Origin of the sequence: Salinigranum sp., assembly GCF_041641895.1 — an archaeon.
Taxonomy (GTDB): domain Archaea; phylum Halobacteriota; class Halobacteria; order Halobacteriales; family Haloferacaceae; genus Salinigranum.
This window is the reverse complement of record NZ_JBEPXO010000035.1, coordinates 1-16,865: the sequence shown is the minus strand read 5'-3', so window position 1 is coordinate 16,865 and position 16,865 is coordinate 1. Positions and strand designations below refer to the sequence as shown.

Annotated in this window: 17 protein-coding genes; 8 read left to right on the top strand and 9 right to left on the bottom strand. The window is 69.8% G+C overall.

The features are described 5' to 3' along the window. Positions 1-78: 78 nt before the first annotated feature. From ACESK5_RS09400 to ACESK5_RS09385, 4 genes are all read right to left on the bottom strand, one after another. Positions 79-876 (bottom strand): enoyl-CoA hydratase/isomerase family protein, encoded by a 798-nt coding sequence (locus tag ACESK5_RS09400; protein WP_372911304.1) that lies wholly within the window; start codon positions 874-876, stop codon positions 79-81. Positions 877-948: 72 nt separating this feature from the next. Further along, complete coding sequence (locus ACESK5_RS09395; RefSeq protein ID WP_372911303.1) at positions 949-1,755, bottom strand: enoyl-CoA hydratase/isomerase family protein; 807 nt, start codon at positions 1,753-1,755, stop codon at positions 949-951. Then, positions 1,752-3,200 (bottom strand): 3-hydroxy-3-methylglutaryl CoA synthase, encoded by a 1,449-nt coding sequence (locus ACESK5_RS09390; RefSeq protein WP_372911302.1) that lies wholly within the window; start codon positions 3,198-3,200, stop codon positions 1,752-1,754. The genes ACESK5_RS09395 and ACESK5_RS09390 overlap by 4 nt, the downstream gene beginning before the upstream one ends. Next, on the bottom strand, positions 3,197-4,372 hold the full coding sequence (locus ACESK5_RS09385) for a thiolase domain-containing protein (RefSeq protein WP_372911300.1): 1,176 nt from the start codon (positions 4,370-4,372) through the stop codon (positions 3,197-3,199). The genes ACESK5_RS09390 and ACESK5_RS09385 overlap by 4 nt, the downstream gene beginning before the upstream one ends. Positions 4,373-4,572: 200 nt before the next feature. Here ACESK5_RS09385 and ACESK5_RS09380 point away from each other — a divergent pair, with 200 nt between their 5' ends. Continuing rightward, positions 4,573-5,298: an ABC transporter ATP-binding protein gene (locus ACESK5_RS09380; RefSeq protein WP_372911299.1), complete on the top strand. Its 726-nt coding sequence runs from the start codon at positions 4,573-4,575 to the stop codon at positions 5,296-5,298. Further along, positions 5,295-5,987, top strand: coding sequence for an ABC transporter ATP-binding protein (locus ACESK5_RS09375; protein ID WP_372911298.1), 693 nt, complete (start codon positions 5,295-5,297; stop codon positions 5,985-5,987). The genes ACESK5_RS09380 and ACESK5_RS09375 overlap by 4 nt, the downstream gene beginning before the upstream one ends. A 2-nt stretch (positions 5,988-5,989) precedes the next feature. Here the strand turns inward: ACESK5_RS09375 and ACESK5_RS09370 are convergent, their stop codons facing one another. The 4 genes from ACESK5_RS09370 to ACESK5_RS09355 form a co-directional block, all read right to left on the bottom strand. Continuing rightward, a complete protein-coding gene (locus ACESK5_RS09370) occupies positions 5,990-6,442 on the bottom strand; it encodes a pyridoxamine 5'-phosphate oxidase family protein (RefSeq protein ID WP_372911297.1) in 453 nt (150 codons plus the stop codon). Between the two features lie 150 nt (positions 6,443-6,592). Then, positions 6,593-7,633, bottom strand: a complete 1,041-nt coding sequence (locus ACESK5_RS09365; RefSeq protein ID WP_372911296.1) for a branched-chain amino acid ABC transporter permease — start codon at positions 7,631-7,633, stop codon at positions 6,593-6,595. Next, positions 7,630-8,490, bottom strand: coding sequence for a branched-chain amino acid ABC transporter permease (locus ACESK5_RS09360; RefSeq protein ID WP_372911295.1), 861 nt, complete (start codon positions 8,488-8,490; stop codon positions 7,630-7,632). Before ACESK5_RS09360 ends, ACESK5_RS09365 begins: the two co-directional genes overlap by 4 nt. Before the next feature lie 168 nt (positions 8,491-8,658). Then, the gene (locus tag ACESK5_RS09355) at positions 8,659-9,999 is read right to left on the bottom strand and encodes an ABC transporter substrate-binding protein (RefSeq protein WP_372911294.1); all 1,341 of its coding nucleotides are present in this window, start codon (positions 9,997-9,999) and stop codon (positions 8,659-8,661) included. 168 nt (positions 10,000-10,167) lie between these two features. On the opposite strand from ACESK5_RS09355, the gene ACESK5_RS09350 reads away from it, so the two are divergent. From ACESK5_RS09350 to ACESK5_RS09335, 4 genes are all read left to right on the top strand, one after another. Next, the gene (locus tag ACESK5_RS09350) at positions 10,168-11,061 is read left to right on the top strand and encodes a CoA transferase subunit A (RefSeq protein WP_372911293.1); all 894 of its coding nucleotides are present in this window, start codon (positions 10,168-10,170) and stop codon (positions 11,059-11,061) included. Then, positions 11,051-11,851 (top strand): CoA-transferase subunit beta, encoded by an 801-nt coding sequence (locus tag ACESK5_RS09345; RefSeq protein WP_372911292.1) that lies wholly within the window; start codon positions 11,051-11,053, stop codon positions 11,849-11,851. Before ACESK5_RS09350 ends, ACESK5_RS09345 begins: the two co-directional genes overlap by 11 nt. 96 nt (positions 11,852-11,947) lie before the next feature. Continuing rightward, complete coding sequence (locus ACESK5_RS09340) at positions 11,948-13,597, top strand: acyl-CoA synthetase (protein WP_372911291.1); 1,650 nt, start codon at positions 11,948-11,950, stop codon at positions 13,595-13,597. Between the two features lie 56 nt (positions 13,598-13,653). Continuing rightward, positions 13,654-14,094 (top strand): MaoC family dehydratase, encoded by a 441-nt coding sequence (locus ACESK5_RS09335; protein ID WP_372911290.1) that lies wholly within the window; start codon positions 13,654-13,656, stop codon positions 14,092-14,094. A 24-nt stretch (positions 14,095-14,118) separates the two neighbouring features. Here the strand turns inward: ACESK5_RS09335 and ACESK5_RS09330 are convergent, their stop codons facing one another. Next, positions 14,119-14,895, bottom strand: coding sequence for an enoyl-CoA hydratase/isomerase family protein (locus ACESK5_RS09330; RefSeq protein ID WP_372911289.1), 777 nt, complete (start codon positions 14,893-14,895; stop codon positions 14,119-14,121). 194 nt (positions 14,896-15,089) lie between these two features. Here ACESK5_RS09330 and ACESK5_RS09325 point away from each other — a divergent pair, with 194 nt between their 5' ends. Together ACESK5_RS09325 and ACESK5_RS09320 are read left to right on the top strand one after the other, a co-directional pair. Beyond that, a complete protein-coding gene (locus ACESK5_RS09325) occupies positions 15,090-15,614 on the top strand; it encodes a hypothetical protein (protein ID WP_372911288.1) in 525 nt (174 codons plus the stop codon). Beyond that, positions 15,611-16,865 (top strand): UbiD family decarboxylase (locus ACESK5_RS09320; RefSeq protein WP_372911287.1); only part of this gene is annotated, 1,255 nt, incomplete at its 3' end. The genes ACESK5_RS09325 and ACESK5_RS09320, both read left to right, overlap by 4 nt.

Sequence of the window (16,865 nt, the reverse complement as noted above, 5' to 3'; positions counted from 1 at the left end):
AAAACCCGCGCGCTCCGGCCTGTGACGCGGCTCGACCGAGGCGCGACCGAGGCGTCTCTCGACGGGCGCCGTGACGGCTCAGTGTCCCTCGAACTCCGGGTCGCGCTTCTCCAGGAACGCCGCGACCCCCTCCGCGTGGTCCTCGGAGTCGTAGACGAGTCCCTGCGCGACGGCCTCGTCCCTGACCGCCTGCTCGTACGGCTTTCGCGCTCCCTCGTCGAGGAGTCGTTTCGCGTGTCGGAGCGCGACGGTCGGCCCCGTCGAGACCGTCTCGACGACGTCGTCGGCCCGGGCGTCGAACGCGTCGTCGGCGAAGACGTGCGTGAGGAGTCCGAGGTCCTGCGCCTCCCGCGCCGAGAGGAGTTCGCCCGTGAACACGAGGCGCTTGGCGGTGTTGACGCCGACGGTCTGTGGCAGGAGGTGCGACGCACCGGAGTCGACGCTCAGTCCGACGCCGCGGAACGAGAAGCCGACGACGCTGGAGTCGGAGGCGACCTGGAGGTCGCAGGCGATGGCGAGCGTCGCGCCGGCGCCGACCGCCGGCCCGTCGATGCGAGCGACTGTCGGGTGGGGACAGGTGGCGACGCTCGCCACCCCCCGGCTCACGGTCCGCTGGAGTTCGCGGACGTGGTCGTCGACCGGCGCGTCGGAGTCGGCCCGCTCGCGCATCCGCTCGACGTCGCCGCCGGCACAGAACGCCCCGCCCGCCCCCGTGACGACGACGCAGCGGACGTCGTCGCGCTCGGAGAGGGCCGACAGGTGCGACGAGAGGCCCTCGGCGACGGCTGCGGAGAGAGCGTTCTTCCGCTCGGGACGGTCGATGGTCACGGTCGCGACGCCCCCGGAGACGTCGAGCGTCACGGGTTCGGTTGCCATGGACGTACGACTTCGAGCGCGTGCAAATAGCTTCGCATCGTGGGTGTCCGGGCGCGTCCGGCCGGACCGACCTCAGGCCCAGTCGGGGTCGCGCCGGTCGAAGAACGCGTCGAGGCCCTCGGCGAAGCGGTCGCTCTCGCTCGCCGCGACGACCGCCTCGCGCTCGAGGCCGAGGTGCGTCTCCAGGTCGGTCCCGAGGGCGCTGTCGACGAGCGCCTTCGTCTCGCTCACCAGCGACGAGGGGTACCGGGTGAACGGGGCGACGAACGCCGCGACGTCGTCGTCGAACGCCGCCGGCGACCCGTCGAAGACGGCCGAGACGAGGCCGAGGTCCTGTGCCTCCCGGGCGGAGAGGGGGTCGGGCGCGAACAGGACCTCCCGGGCGCGGTACGGCCCGAGGAGTCGGGCCAGGAAGAACGGCGTGGCGTTGTCGGGGGTCAGGCCGATGCGCGCGTAGGCCGCGTCGAACCGCGCCTCCTCGTGGGCGACGACGAGGTCACAGGCGAGCGCGAAGCCGAAGCCGCCGCCGGCAGCGACGCCGGTGACCGCGGCGACGACCAGCGCGGGCGCCGACCGGATGGCGGTGACGAGGTCGTTCGACGCCGAGACGATGTCGTCGACCGTCGCCGAGCGGGCGCCGGGTGCCTGCTCGCGGAGGTGACGGAGGTCCGCGCCGACGGCGAACCCGCCCTCGCCGCGGAGGACGACGACCCGTGCGCGTTCGGCCGCGGCCTCCACCCCCTCACGCATCGCGTCCACGACGAGAGTGGTGAAGCTGTTCGCCGAACCCTCCTCCGGGTCGAGGACGACCCACGCGACCCGGTCGCTCCGGTACTCGACGCGGACGCGGTCGTGGGGGCGGTCGGTGCGAGTGGTCACTGTCTCACCTCCATCGACTCTACGGGCACGAACTTCGCCCCGTAGCGAGGGACGCCCTCCTGCGTGTAGATTCGGCGGACCGTCGTCCGGACGGTGTCACCCACGGCGACGGCGCCGGGGTCGCAGTCGGTCACCTGGGCGGGGACGACGACGGACCCCCCACCCGAGCGTGCGTCGAGGCGGACCAGCACCGCCCCGTACGCTCCCTCGCGCCGCTGGAGGTCGACGAACTCCGGCGGGGCACCGCCGTGGCCGATGACCGTCCGGGCTGCGACGGTCCCCTCGTCTGCGAGCGGGACACGCTCGAACTCGACGCGGGCGTGACACGCGTCGCAGGCCCCCTCGCCGGGGAACGAGAGCGCGTCACAGTCGGGACACCGGCCGGCCGTGTGGAGGTACCGGCTCTCCAGTGTTCGCCGCCAGTTCGGGAGCGAGACGTTCGCCCCGCCGCCGGCGACGTCGCCGTCGCCGAGGAGGCCGCGCTTGCGGAGCGACGCGACGTAGCTCACCGTCTCACGCTCGTCGGCGTCGACGGTCACCGCCTCGTCCGTGTCGAGGCTGCCCTCGAAGGCGACGGCGACGGCGCTGGCACCGCTCCCGAAGAACGCCGCGAGCGTCACGCCGTCGGCCGCTTCGAGAGCGGCGACGAGGCCGACCGGAACGGTCGCCGCGCCGGCGTCGCCGATTCGGTCGACCACGAGGCCCGCACCGACCGCGGCGGTCGGAACCGCCTCGCCCGCGATGCGGTACGGGAGCGACCCGTTCGGCTGGTGGACGGCGGCCCCGTCGACGTCGTCGGGGTCGACGTCGAGTGCCGCGACGGCCCGCCGGACCGTCTCGCGGGTCACCTGCCGCTCGTAGCTCGTGATGTCGAGCGACGTCGTCTCGCCGCCCGGTTCGCGGAGTCGCAGGCCCGGGGCCTCGTCCGTCGCCGTCCCGCGAGCGCGGACGGTGACGGGCGCGTCGTCGTCGACGACGAAGGCGGCCGCCCCGGCACCCATCGCGTGGTCGTTCCCCCCGAGGTCACCCGTCGGCGCGTCGGCGACGACGGCCAGTGCCGGGCCGTTCGCCGAGAGCGCCGTCTCGAGTGCGTCCGCGCCGGCGGCCGTGTGCTGGCCGTGGTGGACGCCTCTGACGGTGGCTGTGAGGCCCAGCGCGCTCCCCAGGCGAGGGACGAGGCCCTCCTCGGCGAGCGGCGGGGTCGTCGTCGCGAACGCCACCGTCGTCACGCCTGCGGGGTCGAGGGAGGCGTTGTCGAGGGCGCGGCGCGCGGCGGCGACGCCCATCGTCAGCGCGTCCTCGTCGCCCGCGGGAACGGCCGTGGTGTCGACACCCTTGCCCGCGAACGTGCCCCAGGCCTCGCGGACGGCCTCGCTCGTGACACGGGCACGCGGGAGGTAGACGCCCGCGGCGACGACGCCTCGCGCCCCCTCGCTGGCGGTCACGACCCCACCTCCGACGCCCGCTCGAACACGTGGACGGTCACGCCACCGCCCGACCCGCCGACGTTGTGAGCGAGGCCGTACTGCGGGTCGTCGGTCTGGACGGCGGCGGTCCCGCGGAACTGCTTGAACGCCTCGACCACCTGGCCCGTCCCCGTCGCACCGATGGGGTGACCTTTCGACTTGAGACCGCCGCTGGTGTTCACCGGCAGGTCGCCGTCGGGGTCGGTGCGGCCCTCCCGGAGCAGCGTCCCGGCCTCGCCGGGGGCACAGAAGCCGAGGTCCTCGTACGCGAGCAGTTCCGCGATTGCGAAGCAGTCGTGGACCTCCGCGAAGTCGAGGTGTTCGGGCGAGACTCCGGCTTCCTCGTAGGCCCGCTCGGCGGCCGTCCGCGTCGCCGGAATCGACGTCAACGACGGCCGCTGGAAGAGGCCGACCCGACCGCTGGCCGCCCCGACGCCCGCGATTCGAATCGGCTCGTCCGAGAGGTCGCGGGCGACCGCTTCGCTCGCCACGAGGACGGCGCTCGCGCCGTCGGTCGTCGGACAGCAGTGGTAGAGGTTCAGGGGGTCGGCCACGCTCGGCGCGTTCATCGCGTCCTCGAGCGAGCACTCGAAGCCGAGGTGGGCGTCGGGGTTCTGCGCGCCGTTCGCGTGGTTCTTCACGGCGACCCGGGAGAGGTCCTCTGTCGTGGTGCCGTACTCAGCCATGTGCGCGCTCGCCATCTGTGCGTAGACGCCGGCGAACGTCGTCCCCGACAGGCGCTCCCACTCGGTCTCCCCCGAGACGCCGAGCCACCACTTCGTGTGGTCGCCGCTCGTGTCGGTCATCACCTCGTACCCGCCGGCGAGGACGAGGTCGGCCATCCCCGCCCGCACCGTGGCGACGGCGTTCCGGAGGGAGTAGCCGCTGGAGGCGCAGGCGTTCTCGACGCGGGTCGTCGGGACGCCGTGGAGGCCGAGGTGTTCGGTGACGGCGGGGCCGCTGAGGCCGATTTGCCGGCCGCCGACGCCGAGCGTCCCGACGAACGCCTCCTCTATCTGTGCGGGTTCGACGGCGCCGTCGACGCTCGCGAGACAGCGGTCGAACGCGGTGTCGAAGAGGGACCGGTACGTCTCGTCCGGGAACGACCCGAACGGCGACTGCCCGGCCCCGATGAGGTACGCATCGCCCATCGTGGCTCTCCCGTCGCGGCCAGCGTAGAAAAGCGTGTGGACCACGACGACTCCGGTGGCGACCGACCGGCGGCGGCCCGGGTGACGGCGGCCGACCGGTGTCGGCCCGGACGAGATCGGCCGAACGGTGCCGCGCTCGCGTCGCGGCGTCGACCGGACATCGAGAAAGCGTTATAATGCTGGCGCGGACTCTGAGTATCATGTTATCAGTGACCGACCTCCGCAAGGAGTTCGGGGGGCTGGTCGCGGTCGACGACGTCAGCTTCGACATCGGTGACGGGGAGATCGTCGGCCTCATCGGTCCCAACGGTGCCGGCAAGACGACGCTGTTCAACACCATCACGAACGTCCACGGCCCCGAACCGGGCGCGAGTATCGAGTTCGACGGGACCGACATCGTCGGCCTCGACACCCACCTCATCGCCCGGCGGGGGCTCGTCAGGACCTTCCAGATCGTCCGCGTGTTCGACGAGATGACCGTCCTGGAGAACGCGGCGGCCGGCGCGCTGTTCGGGTCCGACTCGTCCCCGTCGACCGAGGAGGCCGAAGAACGAGGTCGGGAGGCGCTCGCGTTCATCGGCCTCGAGGACAAGGCCGACACGCTCGCCAGCAACCTCCCCATCGCCCAGAAGAAGCAGCTCGAACTCGCGCGGGCGCTCGCGTCGGAGCCGCGACTCCTCCTCCTCGACGAGATTGCGAGCGGACTCACCCCGGGCGAAATCGCGAAACTCACCGAGACTATCCGTCGCCTCCGAGACGACCGCGGCGTGAGCGTCTTCTGGATCGAACACATCATGGACGCCATCATGGGCGTCGCGGACCGCATCATCGTCCTGAACAGCGGGCGACTCGTCGCGGAGGGTACCCCCAAGGAGATTCGGGCGAACGAGACGGTCATCGAGGCGTATCTGGGGGACGAAGCGTGATCGACGTCGACGAAATCGACGTCTCCTACGGCAACATCCAGGTGCTGTGGGACCTCTCGTTCGCCGTCTCCGAGGAGGACAGCGTCGTCGCCATCGTCGGCCCGAACGGCGCGGGGAAGTCGACGCTCCTCAGAGTGATGTCCGGCCTCCACCCGGTCGACGACGGGCGCGTCACCGCCTGGGGGGAGGACGTCGCCGACATGGACCCCTCCGAAATCGTCAGACGCGGGTTCGTCCACGTCTCCGAGGAGCGCAACCTCTTCGGCGACATGACCGTCCGCGAGAACCTCGAGATGGGCGCGTACACGAAGCGTGCGGCCCTCCGCGAGACGATGCAGGAGGTGTTCGAACTGTTCCCCATCCTCGAAGAGCGGCAGGACCAGCGGGCGGGGTCGATGAGCGGCGGGCAACAGCAGATGCTCGCCATCGGTCGCGGGCTGATGGCTCGCCCGAAGATCCTCGCGCTCGACGAACCGAGCGAGGGGCTCGCCCCACAGATCACGAGCCGGGTGTTCGAGAAGATCGAAGCCATCAGCGACGAGGTCACCGTCCTCCTCGTCGAACAGCACGTCCACAAGGCGCTCGGGCTCGCCGAGCGTGCGTACCTCCTCGAGAACGGCGAGATGGTCACCGAGGACACCGGACGTGCCCTCCTCGAGTCGGACCACATCAAGGAAGCGTACCTCTAGCGCTAGCCGGAGTGGCGGCCCGAGACCTCCTCGATGACGAGCGCGACCCGTTCGACGGCAGTGATGGGCTCCGACGGCGGGAAGAGGCTGGGGAACCACGCGTTGTCGTCCATCACGGACTCGACGTGGTCGCGCTCGTCTTCCGGAACTGGTTCGAGCGGGCCGCGGACCACCGCGCTTCGCCACTCGAACCGCGACTCGACGGCGTAACAGAGCAGCGCGGCCGACGTCGTCGTCTCGGCGAACCGGAGCTTCTCGCTGTCGTCACCGAACCGGACGAGCGAGAAGTAACAGCGCTCTCGCTCTTCGTCGTAGCCGAAGGAGACGGGGACGGCGTACGACCGCCCGCCGTCCGAGAGCGCGAGCGCGCCGAACCCCTGTTCACGGAGGAACGCGTCGGTCTCCTCGTCGGGCATCTGGGTGCCACGAGCCTCTGTCAGGTCGTCACTGGACATAGGCCCTCGTTCGGCGGCCAGTGGGATGAACGCACCCCCCGTTCTCAGGCCCCGGGAACGTGAACCGAAGCGAGAGGTGGGCAACGAGAGGTGGACGGTGAGAGGGAGGTGCGCGTCGACGAGACCGGCGGCAGAGAGCAGCGGTCGGCGTCAGCGGCCGCCGTCCGTCGCCGGGTCGCCACCGCTGCCGCCCTCTCGCTTCCTGTCCATCACGCCGAGGGTGTCGAGCGTCTCACGGACGGAGCGGACGACGCCGCGCCGGAAGTAGAGGAAGAGAACGATGAGGAGCGCGCCGAAGATGGCCGTCCGCCACGACTGGAGACTCTGTGCCGACGAGAGGAACTCCTCGATGACGACCACGATGGTCGCACCCACGACCGGGCCGAGCGTCGTGCGGAGGCCGCCGACGACGAGGACGATGAGGACGATAACGTCGACGGCGAGGAACGTGAAGCTCCCGGGGAGGATGTACGCGGACTCCCGGGCGAAGAACGCGCCGATGAGGCCGATGAGGAACGCGCCGACGAAGCCCGCGATGGTCTTGTACCGGACGACGTCGATGCCGATGGATTCGGCGGCGACTTCGTCCTCGCGGATGGCGTCGAACGCCACGCCGTACTTGGAGTGGACCAGAGAGAGGTAGACGAACAGCGTCACGACCAAGAGGACGACGACGAGGTAGTAGAGGACGAGTTTCTCCCCGACGCCGACGGCGTCGGCGACCACGTCGAGCGAGAAGTACTCGAAGGGGAAGCCGGTGGAGCCGCCGGTGATGTCGCGTGCGCCGACGAACACCTCTGTGAACACGAGCTGGAGGTTGAGCGTGAGGATGGAGATGAGCACCACGGTGAAGTTCCGCTTGGCGGCGACCCAGCTGACGGCGAGGCCGACGAGACCACAGAGGAGCGCCGCCGGCAGGAGCGTGAGCCACGCGGAGACGCCGAGCGCGTCGGCCGCGAGGCCCGTCCCGTACGCGCCGAGGCCGGCGAGGCCGCCGACGAAGAGGAACAGCTGGTCGGTGTGGCCGAAGACGATGTTGAGCGCCACCGCCAGGAGCGCGATGAGGACTAGGTGTGCGAGGACGCTCTCGTAGTAGCTGCTCCCGAGCACCGGGAGCGGGGCGAGGGCGAACACCGCGGCGACGAGGAGGACGTTCCGCGCCTCGGTGCCGAAGGAGGGACGACCGCTCATGAGATCGCCTCCGGGCGGACCAGCAGCACGACGATGGCTGCCGTGAAGAGGATGATCGTCGCGATGTACGAGCCGACGAAGAAGTTGGCGAACTGGTTGACGAGACCGAGGAGGACGCCGGCGGCGACGGCGCCGACAAGGCTCCGCACCCCGCCGACGATGGAGATGATGAGCGCGAACGTGGTGAACTGGAAGCCGCTGGCGACCGACACCGCCGACCCGACGGCGAAGACGAGGCCGCCGAGGCCCGCGACGGCCGCCGAGAGGACGAAGATGAGCGTGCGTATCTTGCGGGGGTTCACCCCGACGAGGCGGGCCCCGCGTTCGTCCTGGAACACCGTCCGGGTCGCCTTCCCGAGGAACGTCCCCCGGAGGAAGGCGAACAGCGCGGCGAGGACGACCACGCCGATGGTGATGACGGCGAGCGAACTCCCGGTGAGAATCGCGCCGCCGAACGAGACGGTGCCGACGTTCAGCGGGAGCGTGTACCGGGAGGGGAAGAAGTTGATGAGGACGCCGTCGAGCAACACGGTGAGTCCGAGCGTCGTGAAGATGCCGAGGAGGATGCGTTCTTCACCCTCCGAGCGGTAGACGAGCGAGAGGAGCGTCCGGTCGACCACGAGTCCGAAGGCCGTGACTGTCACGAGTGCGACGACGGACGCGACGACGAGTCCCTGTCCCGCGTTGACGACCACCGTGGCGACGAGGACCGTGAGGACGGCGAACGCGCCGATGGCGAGGTTGAGCACCTCACCGAGACCGAAGACGAGCGTGATGCCGACGCCGAGCAGGGCGAGGAACACCCCGAACGCGAGGCCGTCGACCGCGACCCCCAGCAGTGTGCTGACCGTTACCATGAGTTGCTCATACGAGATGCGGTGAGTGACCTATACCTTTCGGAACTCACGACCGTCGGCCGTGCGGGTGCAGGGTGGAGCGGCCGTCGATGGCGGGACCGCCGGTGAGAGAGCGGCCGCCGGGTGAGTGCGCCGTCCCGACGACGGTGGCCGCCGACTCGGCTCAGTTCACTCCTCCGGGGCGAGCGCCGGGAGCGCGTCGGTGCGGAACTGCTCTTCGAAGCCGAAGTCCCCGTCGGGGTAGTACGACGGCGCCTCGGGCGTGAGCTGGCTGTATATCTGGACCTGGTTCGCCAGTTCGCCGTTCTCGGAGTACTGGATGGGGTTGGCGAACAGCGTGTCGAACTCGATGTTGCGGGTGGCGTCGGCGATGGCGGTCGGGTCGGTCGACCCCGCCTCCTCGATGGCTGCCGCGAGGAGTTTCCCGGTGACGTAGCCGTACGCGGTGTGGGTGTCGAACTGTGCCCCCCGCTCCTCGCCGAACCGCTGGGCGACGTCGGCGAACTCGTCCGAGTAGACGTCCGTGTTGTGGACGTGGGTGAACCCGCCCTCGAACGCGAGGTCACCCAGCGCGCCGGCGATGACGCCCGGGGGGAAACTCGGTCCGGTGACGACCTCGGGACTGTAGCCGAGTTCGTTCAACTGGGTCGCGATGGAGAGCGACCCCGGCGGGTGTCCGGTGGCGACCATCATCTCGAGGTCCTGTGGGAACTGCCGGATGAACGACCGGAAGTCGCTGGCACCGACCGGCGCGGCCCGGATGTCCACCTCGACGCCGAAGTTCTCCTGGATGCCGGCCTCCACTGACCGCCCCCACGCGTAGTCGCCGATGATTGCGCCGACCTTCGTGTAGCCGGCCTCCTCGACGAACGCGGCCTGCGCCTGCATCGTCGTCGCGGCCGGGAGCAGCCCGACCCGGAACGTGTAGGTCGTCTCCGGAGTGATGGCCTCGTTCGAGCCGGACATGTGGAGGAACAGCGGGACTTCGAGGTCCTGTGCGGTGCGTGCCGTCCGGATGCCGACGTCCGAAGAGACGGGGCCGGTCACCGCCACGGCGTCTTCCTGTTCGACGAACCGACGGAAGCTCGAGTCGGCCGACGCGGCGTCGCTGCCGGTGTCGGTCTCGACGACTTCGAGGTTCCGACCCATGACACCGCCGTCGGCGTTGATCTCCTCGACGGCGAAGGAGAGGCCGGCCCTGTGCGCGTTGCCCCACGGGGTGAACGGACCGGACAGGGGCTGGAGCGCACCGACGACGATGGAGCCACTCGACCCTCCGTCGCCGCCCTCGCTGGTGCTCGTGCCGTCGTCGCCGCCGCCGTCGCCGCCGTTTCCGTCACTGCCGTCTCCGCCGTTGCCGCCGTTACCGTTACCGCCGTCGCTGCCGCCACTGCCGCCCTCGTCTCCACCGCCACCACCGCCCGAGCACCCTGCCAGGAGCCCGAGGCCGGCGACACCACCGGTTACTTTCAGGAACTTACGTCTCTCGAAGTACACCCTGTCCTTCATGCTGTGTCACTATTATTCTGGGGATTTATAGCTTTGCAGGGTGGTCTCGCACCGGACACGACCCGGCCGGCGACCCGTCGAAGTGGGCACGAACGCGCCGCAGGCGAGCGGGTGCGCTACGCTGCCGGCGGGCGTGGATTTATGAGGACTGCCCGCGGCGTCTGTGCCATGCCGGCAGACAAGACGACCAGCATGGCCGAGGCCATCGGCCGAATCGACCGGGGGAGCACCGTCGCCGCCGGGCTGGCGCTCGAGCACGCGATTCCCACCGCCGCCGGGCACGAACTCATCAGGCAGGGGACCGGCGACCTGACGCTCGTCGGCCCCATCAGCGACATCCTGTTCGACCAGTTCGTGGGGGCGGGACTCGTCTCCCGGGTGCGTGCGGCGTGGGTCGGAAACGTCAGTGCCGGGAGCGGCTACAACTACCGTCGGGCGGTCGAAGGCGGAGACGTCGAGGTGGAGAACCACTCGAACTTCTCCATCGCGCTCTCGCTCCACGCGGCCGAACTGGGCGTCCCGTACCTCCCGACGCGCTCGTTGCTCGGGAGCGACATCGCCGCCGAACCGCAGTTCCGCGTCACGGAGGACCCCTTCGAGGGCGAGCGAATCGTCCAGGTGCCCGCGATACGTCCCGACTGGACGCTGGTCCACGTCCAGCGCGCCTCCCCGGCCGGCGACGCCCACCTCTGGGGGAACACCGGCGTCACCTACGAGGCGGTCCGGGCGGCCGACCACGTCGTCGTCACCACCGAAGAGGTCGTCGACGAGTCGGTCGTCACGAGCGACCCGAGTCGGACCCGCATCACCCGCGAACAGGTCGACGCCGTGGTCGAGGTTCCCTTCGGCGCGCACCCCTCGCCGCTCGCCGGGCGGTACCACCGCGACAACGACTTCTACCTCGCGTACGCCGAGGCGACCCGCGACCCCGACGACGCCGAGGCGTGGCTCGACGAGTGGGTGTTCGGCGTCGACGACCGGGCCGCCTACGTGGAGAAGGTCGACCGGGACCTCTCCATCGACGAACCGACGACGGCCGCGGAGGTGACCTATGGCCAGTGAGGCGTCGGTCGACGACGGGGAGTACACGGCGAGGGAACTGATGGTGAGCGCGGCCGCCCGCGAAATCGCCGACGGGGACGTGGCGTTCGTCGGGATGCGCCTGCCGCTCATCGCCTTCCAAGTCGCGGTCAGCACGCACGCGCCGAACGCGACGTCGGTGTTCGAGAGCGGCGTCGTCCGCGGCGACGCGGCGGAGGGCTTCATCCACACGATGTGTGACCTCCCGAATCTGAACCGCGCGGTGTCGACGACGGGCATGCTCGACGTGATGGGGCGACTCGCCCGCGGCGACATCGACGTCGGCTTCCTGGGCGGCGCGGAGATCGACCGGTACGGGAACCTCAACACCACGCGCGTCCACGCGGGCGAGCGAGCGATTCGTCTCCCGGGTAGCGGTGGGGCCTGTGACATCGCCTGCATGGCCGACCGGACGGTCGTGCTGATGGCGCACGAACCCCGTCGCTTCGTCGAGCGCGTCGAGTACGTCACCAGCCCCGGCCACGGCGAGGGCGGCGACTGGCGCGAGCGCGAAGGGCTCCCGGGCGGCGGCCCGAGCGCGCTCGTCACGACGAAGGCGTCGTTCGGGTTCGACGACGGCGAACTGTACGTGAAGAGCTGTCACCCCGGAGTGAGCCTCGACGAGATTCGCGAGGACTTCCCGTGGGACCTCAGGACGCGGGCGGACCGCGCGGGCGACGCCGGCGGCCCGGTCGAGACCACCGCCGAACCCACCGCGGAGGAACTCGAACTCATCCGGACGTTCGACCCCGACGGCTTCTGGACGCGCTGAACCGCTCCCCGCAGCCACGAGGAGGTGCGGGGCGTCAATCTTCCCGAAAGACTAGTAGGAACTACTATATTCCCCGCGGGAACACTCTCCCCTGTCATGCAGCCACAGGTTCCGGCCGAGAAGCTCCCGGACTCGGACGCGATGCCGGAGTTGCTCTTCGCGCTCCCGGAGGCACACTATCCGAAACGAATCAACGCCGCGACCGAACTGGTCGACCGGCACGTCGAGGAGGGGCACGGCGACGACGTCGCCGTCTACTTCGAGGACGGGGAGATCACCTACGCGGACCTGCAGTCTCGCATCGACCGGTTCGGGAACGCGCTGTCGGACGTCGGCGTCGAGGCGGGGAGCCGCGTCGTAGTCCGGTTCCCCAACAGACCGGAGGCCATCGTCGCCTGTCTGGCCGTCCAGAAACTCGGCGGGGTCGCGCTCCCGTCGATGAAGCTCCTCCGGGCCAAGGAACTCGAGTACATCTTCAACGACGCGGGCGCGACCCACTGCGTCGTCTACGACGACCTGCTCGACGAGGTCGAGGAGGCGATGCCGAACCTCGACACGCTGGAGGAAGTCGTCGTCGCCGACCGCGGCGCGGGCGTCGAACACTCGTACCGCGACTACGACGCGCTACTGGACGCGGGCGACCCGGACCTGGACGCGTACGACACCGAGCGGACGGACATCGCGCTGATGCTCTACACCAGCGGGACGACCGGCCGACCGAAGGGAGCCATCCACACGCACCGACAGCTGCTCGCGTCGGCGGACAGCTACGCCCGCTACTGTCTCGAGCCGACGCGCGAGGACGTCTTCGGCGGGAACCCGCCGCTCCCGTTCGCGTACGGCTACGGCGACCTGGTGACGTTCCCGTTCCGGTTCGGCGCGTCGACGAGTCTCGTCGAGGACGCCACGCCGGGGGACCTCCTCGCGGCCGTCGAGTCCCACGGCATCACCGTCCTCTGTTCGATTCCGACGGCGTTCAACCAGATGCTCGCGAAACACCCCGACGCTCCCGACGAGTACGACCTCTCGTCGCTGAGAGTCGGGATGAGCGCGGGCGAACCGCTCGCGCCCAGTACCTTCGACGCCGTCGAGGAGGCGTACGGCATCAAACTCCTCGACGGCATCGGAACCACGGAGATGCTCCACATCTTCGTCAGCCACCGTCACACCGACGCGGTGGACGCGTCGGCCACCGGCTTCCCCGTCCCGGGGTACGAGTGTCGGGTCGTCGACCCCGACAGCCACGAGGAACTCGACAGGGGGGAGGCGGGCCTGCTCGCCGTCCGCGGGCCGACCGGCATCACCTACTGGGGCCGGCCCGACAAACAGGCGGAGTCGGTCGTCGACGGCTGGAGCTACCCCGGCGACATCTTCGTCCACCGCGAGGACGGGCGACTGGAGTACAAGTCCCGCGCGGACGACCTCATCATCTCCTCGGGGTACAATATCCCCGGCCCGGAGGTGGAGAACGTCGTCCAGGAACTCGACAGCGTCTCCGAAGTCGCCGTCGTCGGCTCTCCCGACGAGGAGCGCGGTCAAATCGTCAAGGCGTTCGTCGTCCTCGCCGAGGGCGTCGCGGAGAGCGACGGCCTGGTCGACGAGATACAGACCCACGTCAAGAGCACCCTCGCCCCGTACAAGTACCCGCGGGCGGTCGAGTTCGTCGACGAACTCCCGCGGACGGAGACGGGGAAGATTCAGCGGGTGAAGCTCCGCGAGCGCGAGCGGCAGCAGTACGAGGACTGAGGCGACGCGAGCGTCCATGTTTATCATCCCCGGGTGAAACCGTTCTCCCGAACACGATGCGCTACTACGAGGACATCGCGGTCGGCGAACGGGTCGAACTGGGCAGTCACACCCTGTCGAAAGAGGAGATACGAACGTTCGCAGAGCGGTACGACCCCCAGCCGATTCACGTCGACGAGGCGGCGGCCGAGGCGTCGATGTACGGCGGTCTCATCGCGAGCGGGTGGCACACCGCCGCAGTCTGTATGCGCCTTCTCGCCGAGGGCTTCCTCAACGAGACGGCGAGCATGGGGTCGCCCGGCCTCGACGAACTCCGGTGGCTCGCCCCCGTCCGTCCGGGCGACACTCTCTCCGCGTCCGTCGAGATACTCGACAGGCGCCCCTCCGAGAGCAGAGACGACCGCGGCTACGTGAAGAACCGGATGGTCGGACGCAATCAGGAGGGCGACGACGTCATCTCCTGGGAGGCGACGAACATCGTCGGTCGGCGACCCTGACCCCGACGCCGACACCGAGACCCGTCACTCACCCGAGAAGTCGGGGTCACGCTTCTCGCGGAACGCCTCCAGCCCCTCGCGGTGGTCGGCCGTCTCGAGGAGGGTGCTCTGGGCGAGCGACTCCAGCAGTCCGGCGGTGGCACGGTCGGCGTCGCGTGAGGCGTTCACGACGCGCTTCGCGAGTCCGAGCGCCTGCGGTGGCTGGTCGAGGAGGTCACGGGCGTAGTCGGCCGCCGCGGTGCCCGGGTCGTCCGCCAGACGCTCGACGACGCCGAGGTCGTGTGCGGTCCCCCCGTCGAACAGTTCGCCGGTGAAGATGAGGTCCTTCGCCTTCCCCGGACCGACGAGGTGGACGAGCCGGGAGCACCCGCCGAGGCCGGGGATGAGGCCGATGTTGTGCTCGGGGAACCCGAACGTGGCGTCGGGGGCGGCGATGCGAACGTCACAGGCGAGCGCGAGTTCGAGGCCGCCGCCGACGCAGGTCCCCTCGACGGCCGCGACGACGGGCTTCTCCATCTCCTCGAGGCCGTCGAACACCCGCCCGAGGACGCGGGAGTTCCGGCGGAACTCCTGTGTCGTCCACGCCAGCGCCGACTCGAACAGGGAGATGTCGGCACCGACCGAGAAGACGTCCGGTTCGCCCTCGAAGACCACGACTCGAACGTCGTCTTCGCGGAGTCGGTCGAGGAGGTCCGCGAGTTCGAGTCGTGCCGACTGGTCGATGGCGTTGACCGGTGGGTTCCGGAGGTGGACCGTCGCGACTCCCTCCTCGAGCGTCAGGTCGAGCGTCTCGTAGGACATGGACTCACCTCCGCCGCACCGGTGATGAATGTACCGTCCCGTACGGGGCCACACTGTACACAGCTTCGTTGTCGGAACTGTAAACGAACTGGTGTACGGAGCCGAGGAGGGGGCTGGGCGCCGGTTTCGAGAGGTATCGCGTGCGAACGTTTATTACATATCGGCCGCGATAGACGGTCGATTAGGCCGAACCAATGTGTGCCGCGTACACCACCTCAGAGGAGTATCTCCCCGACGACACCGACGGCGAGGTCACGCTCCAGGTGACCGACACGGAGTCGCGCGAGATATTCCGGACCAGAGCGCGCGTCGCCCGCACACCCGACGACCTCGCGTCGCCAGCCCCCCTGACAGTCGTCAAGGGACCGCACGAGAACATCGAAGAGCAGTGGTACATCGAGATTCTCGAGAGCGAAGGAGAGGGCGAGCGCGAGACGGCCGCGGCCGAGGAAGCGGTGGACGCCGACCTGCTCAGGCGGTGCATCGTCGAGGCCCGCGAGGAGTCGGACCTGCTGAACGCGCGCTCGGAGGAACTGCGGGCGCTGGTCTCGTATCTCGTCCGGACCGGCGAGTTCGACTCGACATCGGACGCGGTGCGGTCGCTCCTCACGGCACGCCTGAACGCGGCGTATCCGGACCTCGTCGACCGGTACGTCGACGAGCGAACCGAACTCGAACGCGAGGCCGTCGCGTCGTCGCTCCGCGGGGACGACCGATGACGGCGGCGGACGCTGCGCCGAGTCTGCGGGCGTTCCTCGCCCGACTCGACGGCGCGGACGAACTCGTCCGCGTCGAACCGGAGGTGTCGTGGAATCTCGAGGCCAGCGCCATCTCGATGCGGGCGGCCGAGACGGACGCCGCGGTCCCTCTGTTCGAGTCGGTCACCGACACCGGCGTCCCGGGGGCACGACTCGTCGGCGACCCGTATCGCGGGTCACAGCGTCGGCCGTGGGACCGCGTCGCGCGGGCGCTCGGACTCCCGGCCGACATCGACAGCGCAGCGTTCTACGAGGCCGTCATCGACCGCCTGAAGCGACCGACCGACCCGGTCACGGTCAACCCCCCGGGGGCGCCGTGCAAGGAGGTGGTCCGCACCGGTGACGACGTCGACCTGCTCTCGCTCCCGTGGCCGTACATCCACGCCCGCGACGGCGGACGGTACTCGAACCTCCACACACTCGTCGCGCCCGACCCCGACTCGTCGTGGGTCGACTGGTCCTCCCACCGGGTGATGCTCCACGACTCTCGGCAGGCGAGCGTGCTCCTGCTGGCGGGCGAACAGACGCCGAACCTCTACTACTACAAGTACGAACGGCGCGAGGAACCGATGCCGGTCGCCATCGTCGTCGGCGCCGAACCGGCCGTCCAGTGCACCTCCGTGATGTGGATTCCGACGGGGAGCGACGAGGCACGGTTCGCCGGGGGGCTGAAGGGGTCGCCGGTGGAGCTGGTGCCGTGTGAGTCGAACGACCTGCTCGTCCCCGCGACGGCGGAACTGGTAATCGAGGGGCGCATCCTCCCCGGGAAGCGCCTCGACGAGGGACCGTTCGGCGACTACTTCGGCTACATCCACGGCCCGCGGCGGTCGGTGCCGGCGCTCGAAGTCGACGCCATCACCCACCGGCGAGCGCCCATCGTCCCGTTCTGCGTGGAGGGAATCGGCGTCGGGCACACGGAGAACACGACGAGTTCGATGGAGGTCAGTTGCGTCGGCCCCGACGCGACGCTCGGTCTCTGGGCGGCGGGGTTCGACGTCGTCCGCTGTGTCCCATGGCGCTTCACGCCGCGCACCGTGTACGTGGTGGCAGTCGACACCACCGAACCCGGGGCGCTCCACGAACTCGCGAACTTCATCTTCACCACCTGGGGGATGCTCCACATCGACTTCTTCGTCTTTGTCGACGCGGACGTCGACCCGCTGGACACGCGCGCCGTCCTCGAGGCCATCGCGCTCCACGCGGACCCCGACG

What these genes read in the sequence shown, in the direction of transcription:
- ACESK5_RS09335 (WP_372911290.1), top strand. Translation starts at nt 13,654, where the DNA reads ATGCGCTACTACGAGGACATCGCGGTCGGCGAACGGGTCGAACTGGGC.
- ACESK5_RS09360 (WP_372911295.1), bottom strand. Translation starts at nt 8,490, where the DNA reads ATGGTAACGGTCAGCACACTGCTGGGGGTCGCGGTCGACGGCCTCGCG.
- ACESK5_RS09330 (WP_372911289.1), bottom strand. Translation starts at nt 14,895, where the DNA reads ATGTCCTACGAGACGCTCGACCTGACGCTCGAGGAGGGAGTCGCGACG.
- ACESK5_RS09355 (WP_372911294.1), bottom strand. Translation starts at nt 9,999, where the DNA reads ATGAAGGACAGGGTGTACTTCGAGAGACGTAAGTTCCTGAAAGTAACC.
- ACESK5_RS09345 (WP_372911292.1), top strand. Translation starts at nt 11,051, where the DNA reads ATGGCCAGTGAGGCGTCGGTCGACGACGGGGAGTACACGGCGAGGGAA.
- ACESK5_RS09380 (WP_372911299.1), top strand. Translation starts at nt 4,573, where the DNA reads ATGTTATCAGTGACCGACCTCCGCAAGGAGTTCGGGGGGCTGGTCGCG.
- ACESK5_RS09340 (WP_372911291.1), top strand. Translation starts at nt 11,948, where the DNA reads ATGCAGCCACAGGTTCCGGCCGAGAAGCTCCCGGACTCGGACGCGATG.
- ACESK5_RS09365 (WP_372911296.1), bottom strand. Translation starts at nt 7,633, where the DNA reads ATGAGCGGTCGTCCCTCCTTCGGCACCGAGGCGCGGAACGTCCTCCTC.
- ACESK5_RS09385 (WP_372911300.1), bottom strand. Translation starts at nt 4,372, where the DNA reads ATGGGCGATGCGTACCTCATCGGGGCCGGGCAGTCGCCGTTCGGGTCG.
- ACESK5_RS09370 (WP_372911297.1), bottom strand. Translation starts at nt 6,442, where the DNA reads ATGTCCAGTGACGACCTGACAGAGGCTCGTGGCACCCAGATGCCCGAC.
- ACESK5_RS09325 (WP_372911288.1), top strand. Translation starts at nt 15,090, where the DNA reads ATGTGTGCCGCGTACACCACCTCAGAGGAGTATCTCCCCGACGACACC.
- ACESK5_RS09350 (WP_372911293.1), top strand. Translation starts at nt 10,168, where the DNA reads ATGCCGGCAGACAAGACGACCAGCATGGCCGAGGCCATCGGCCGAATC.
- ACESK5_RS09400 (WP_372911304.1), bottom strand. Translation starts at nt 876, where the DNA reads ATGGCAACCGAACCCGTGACGCTCGACGTCTCCGGGGGCGTCGCGACC.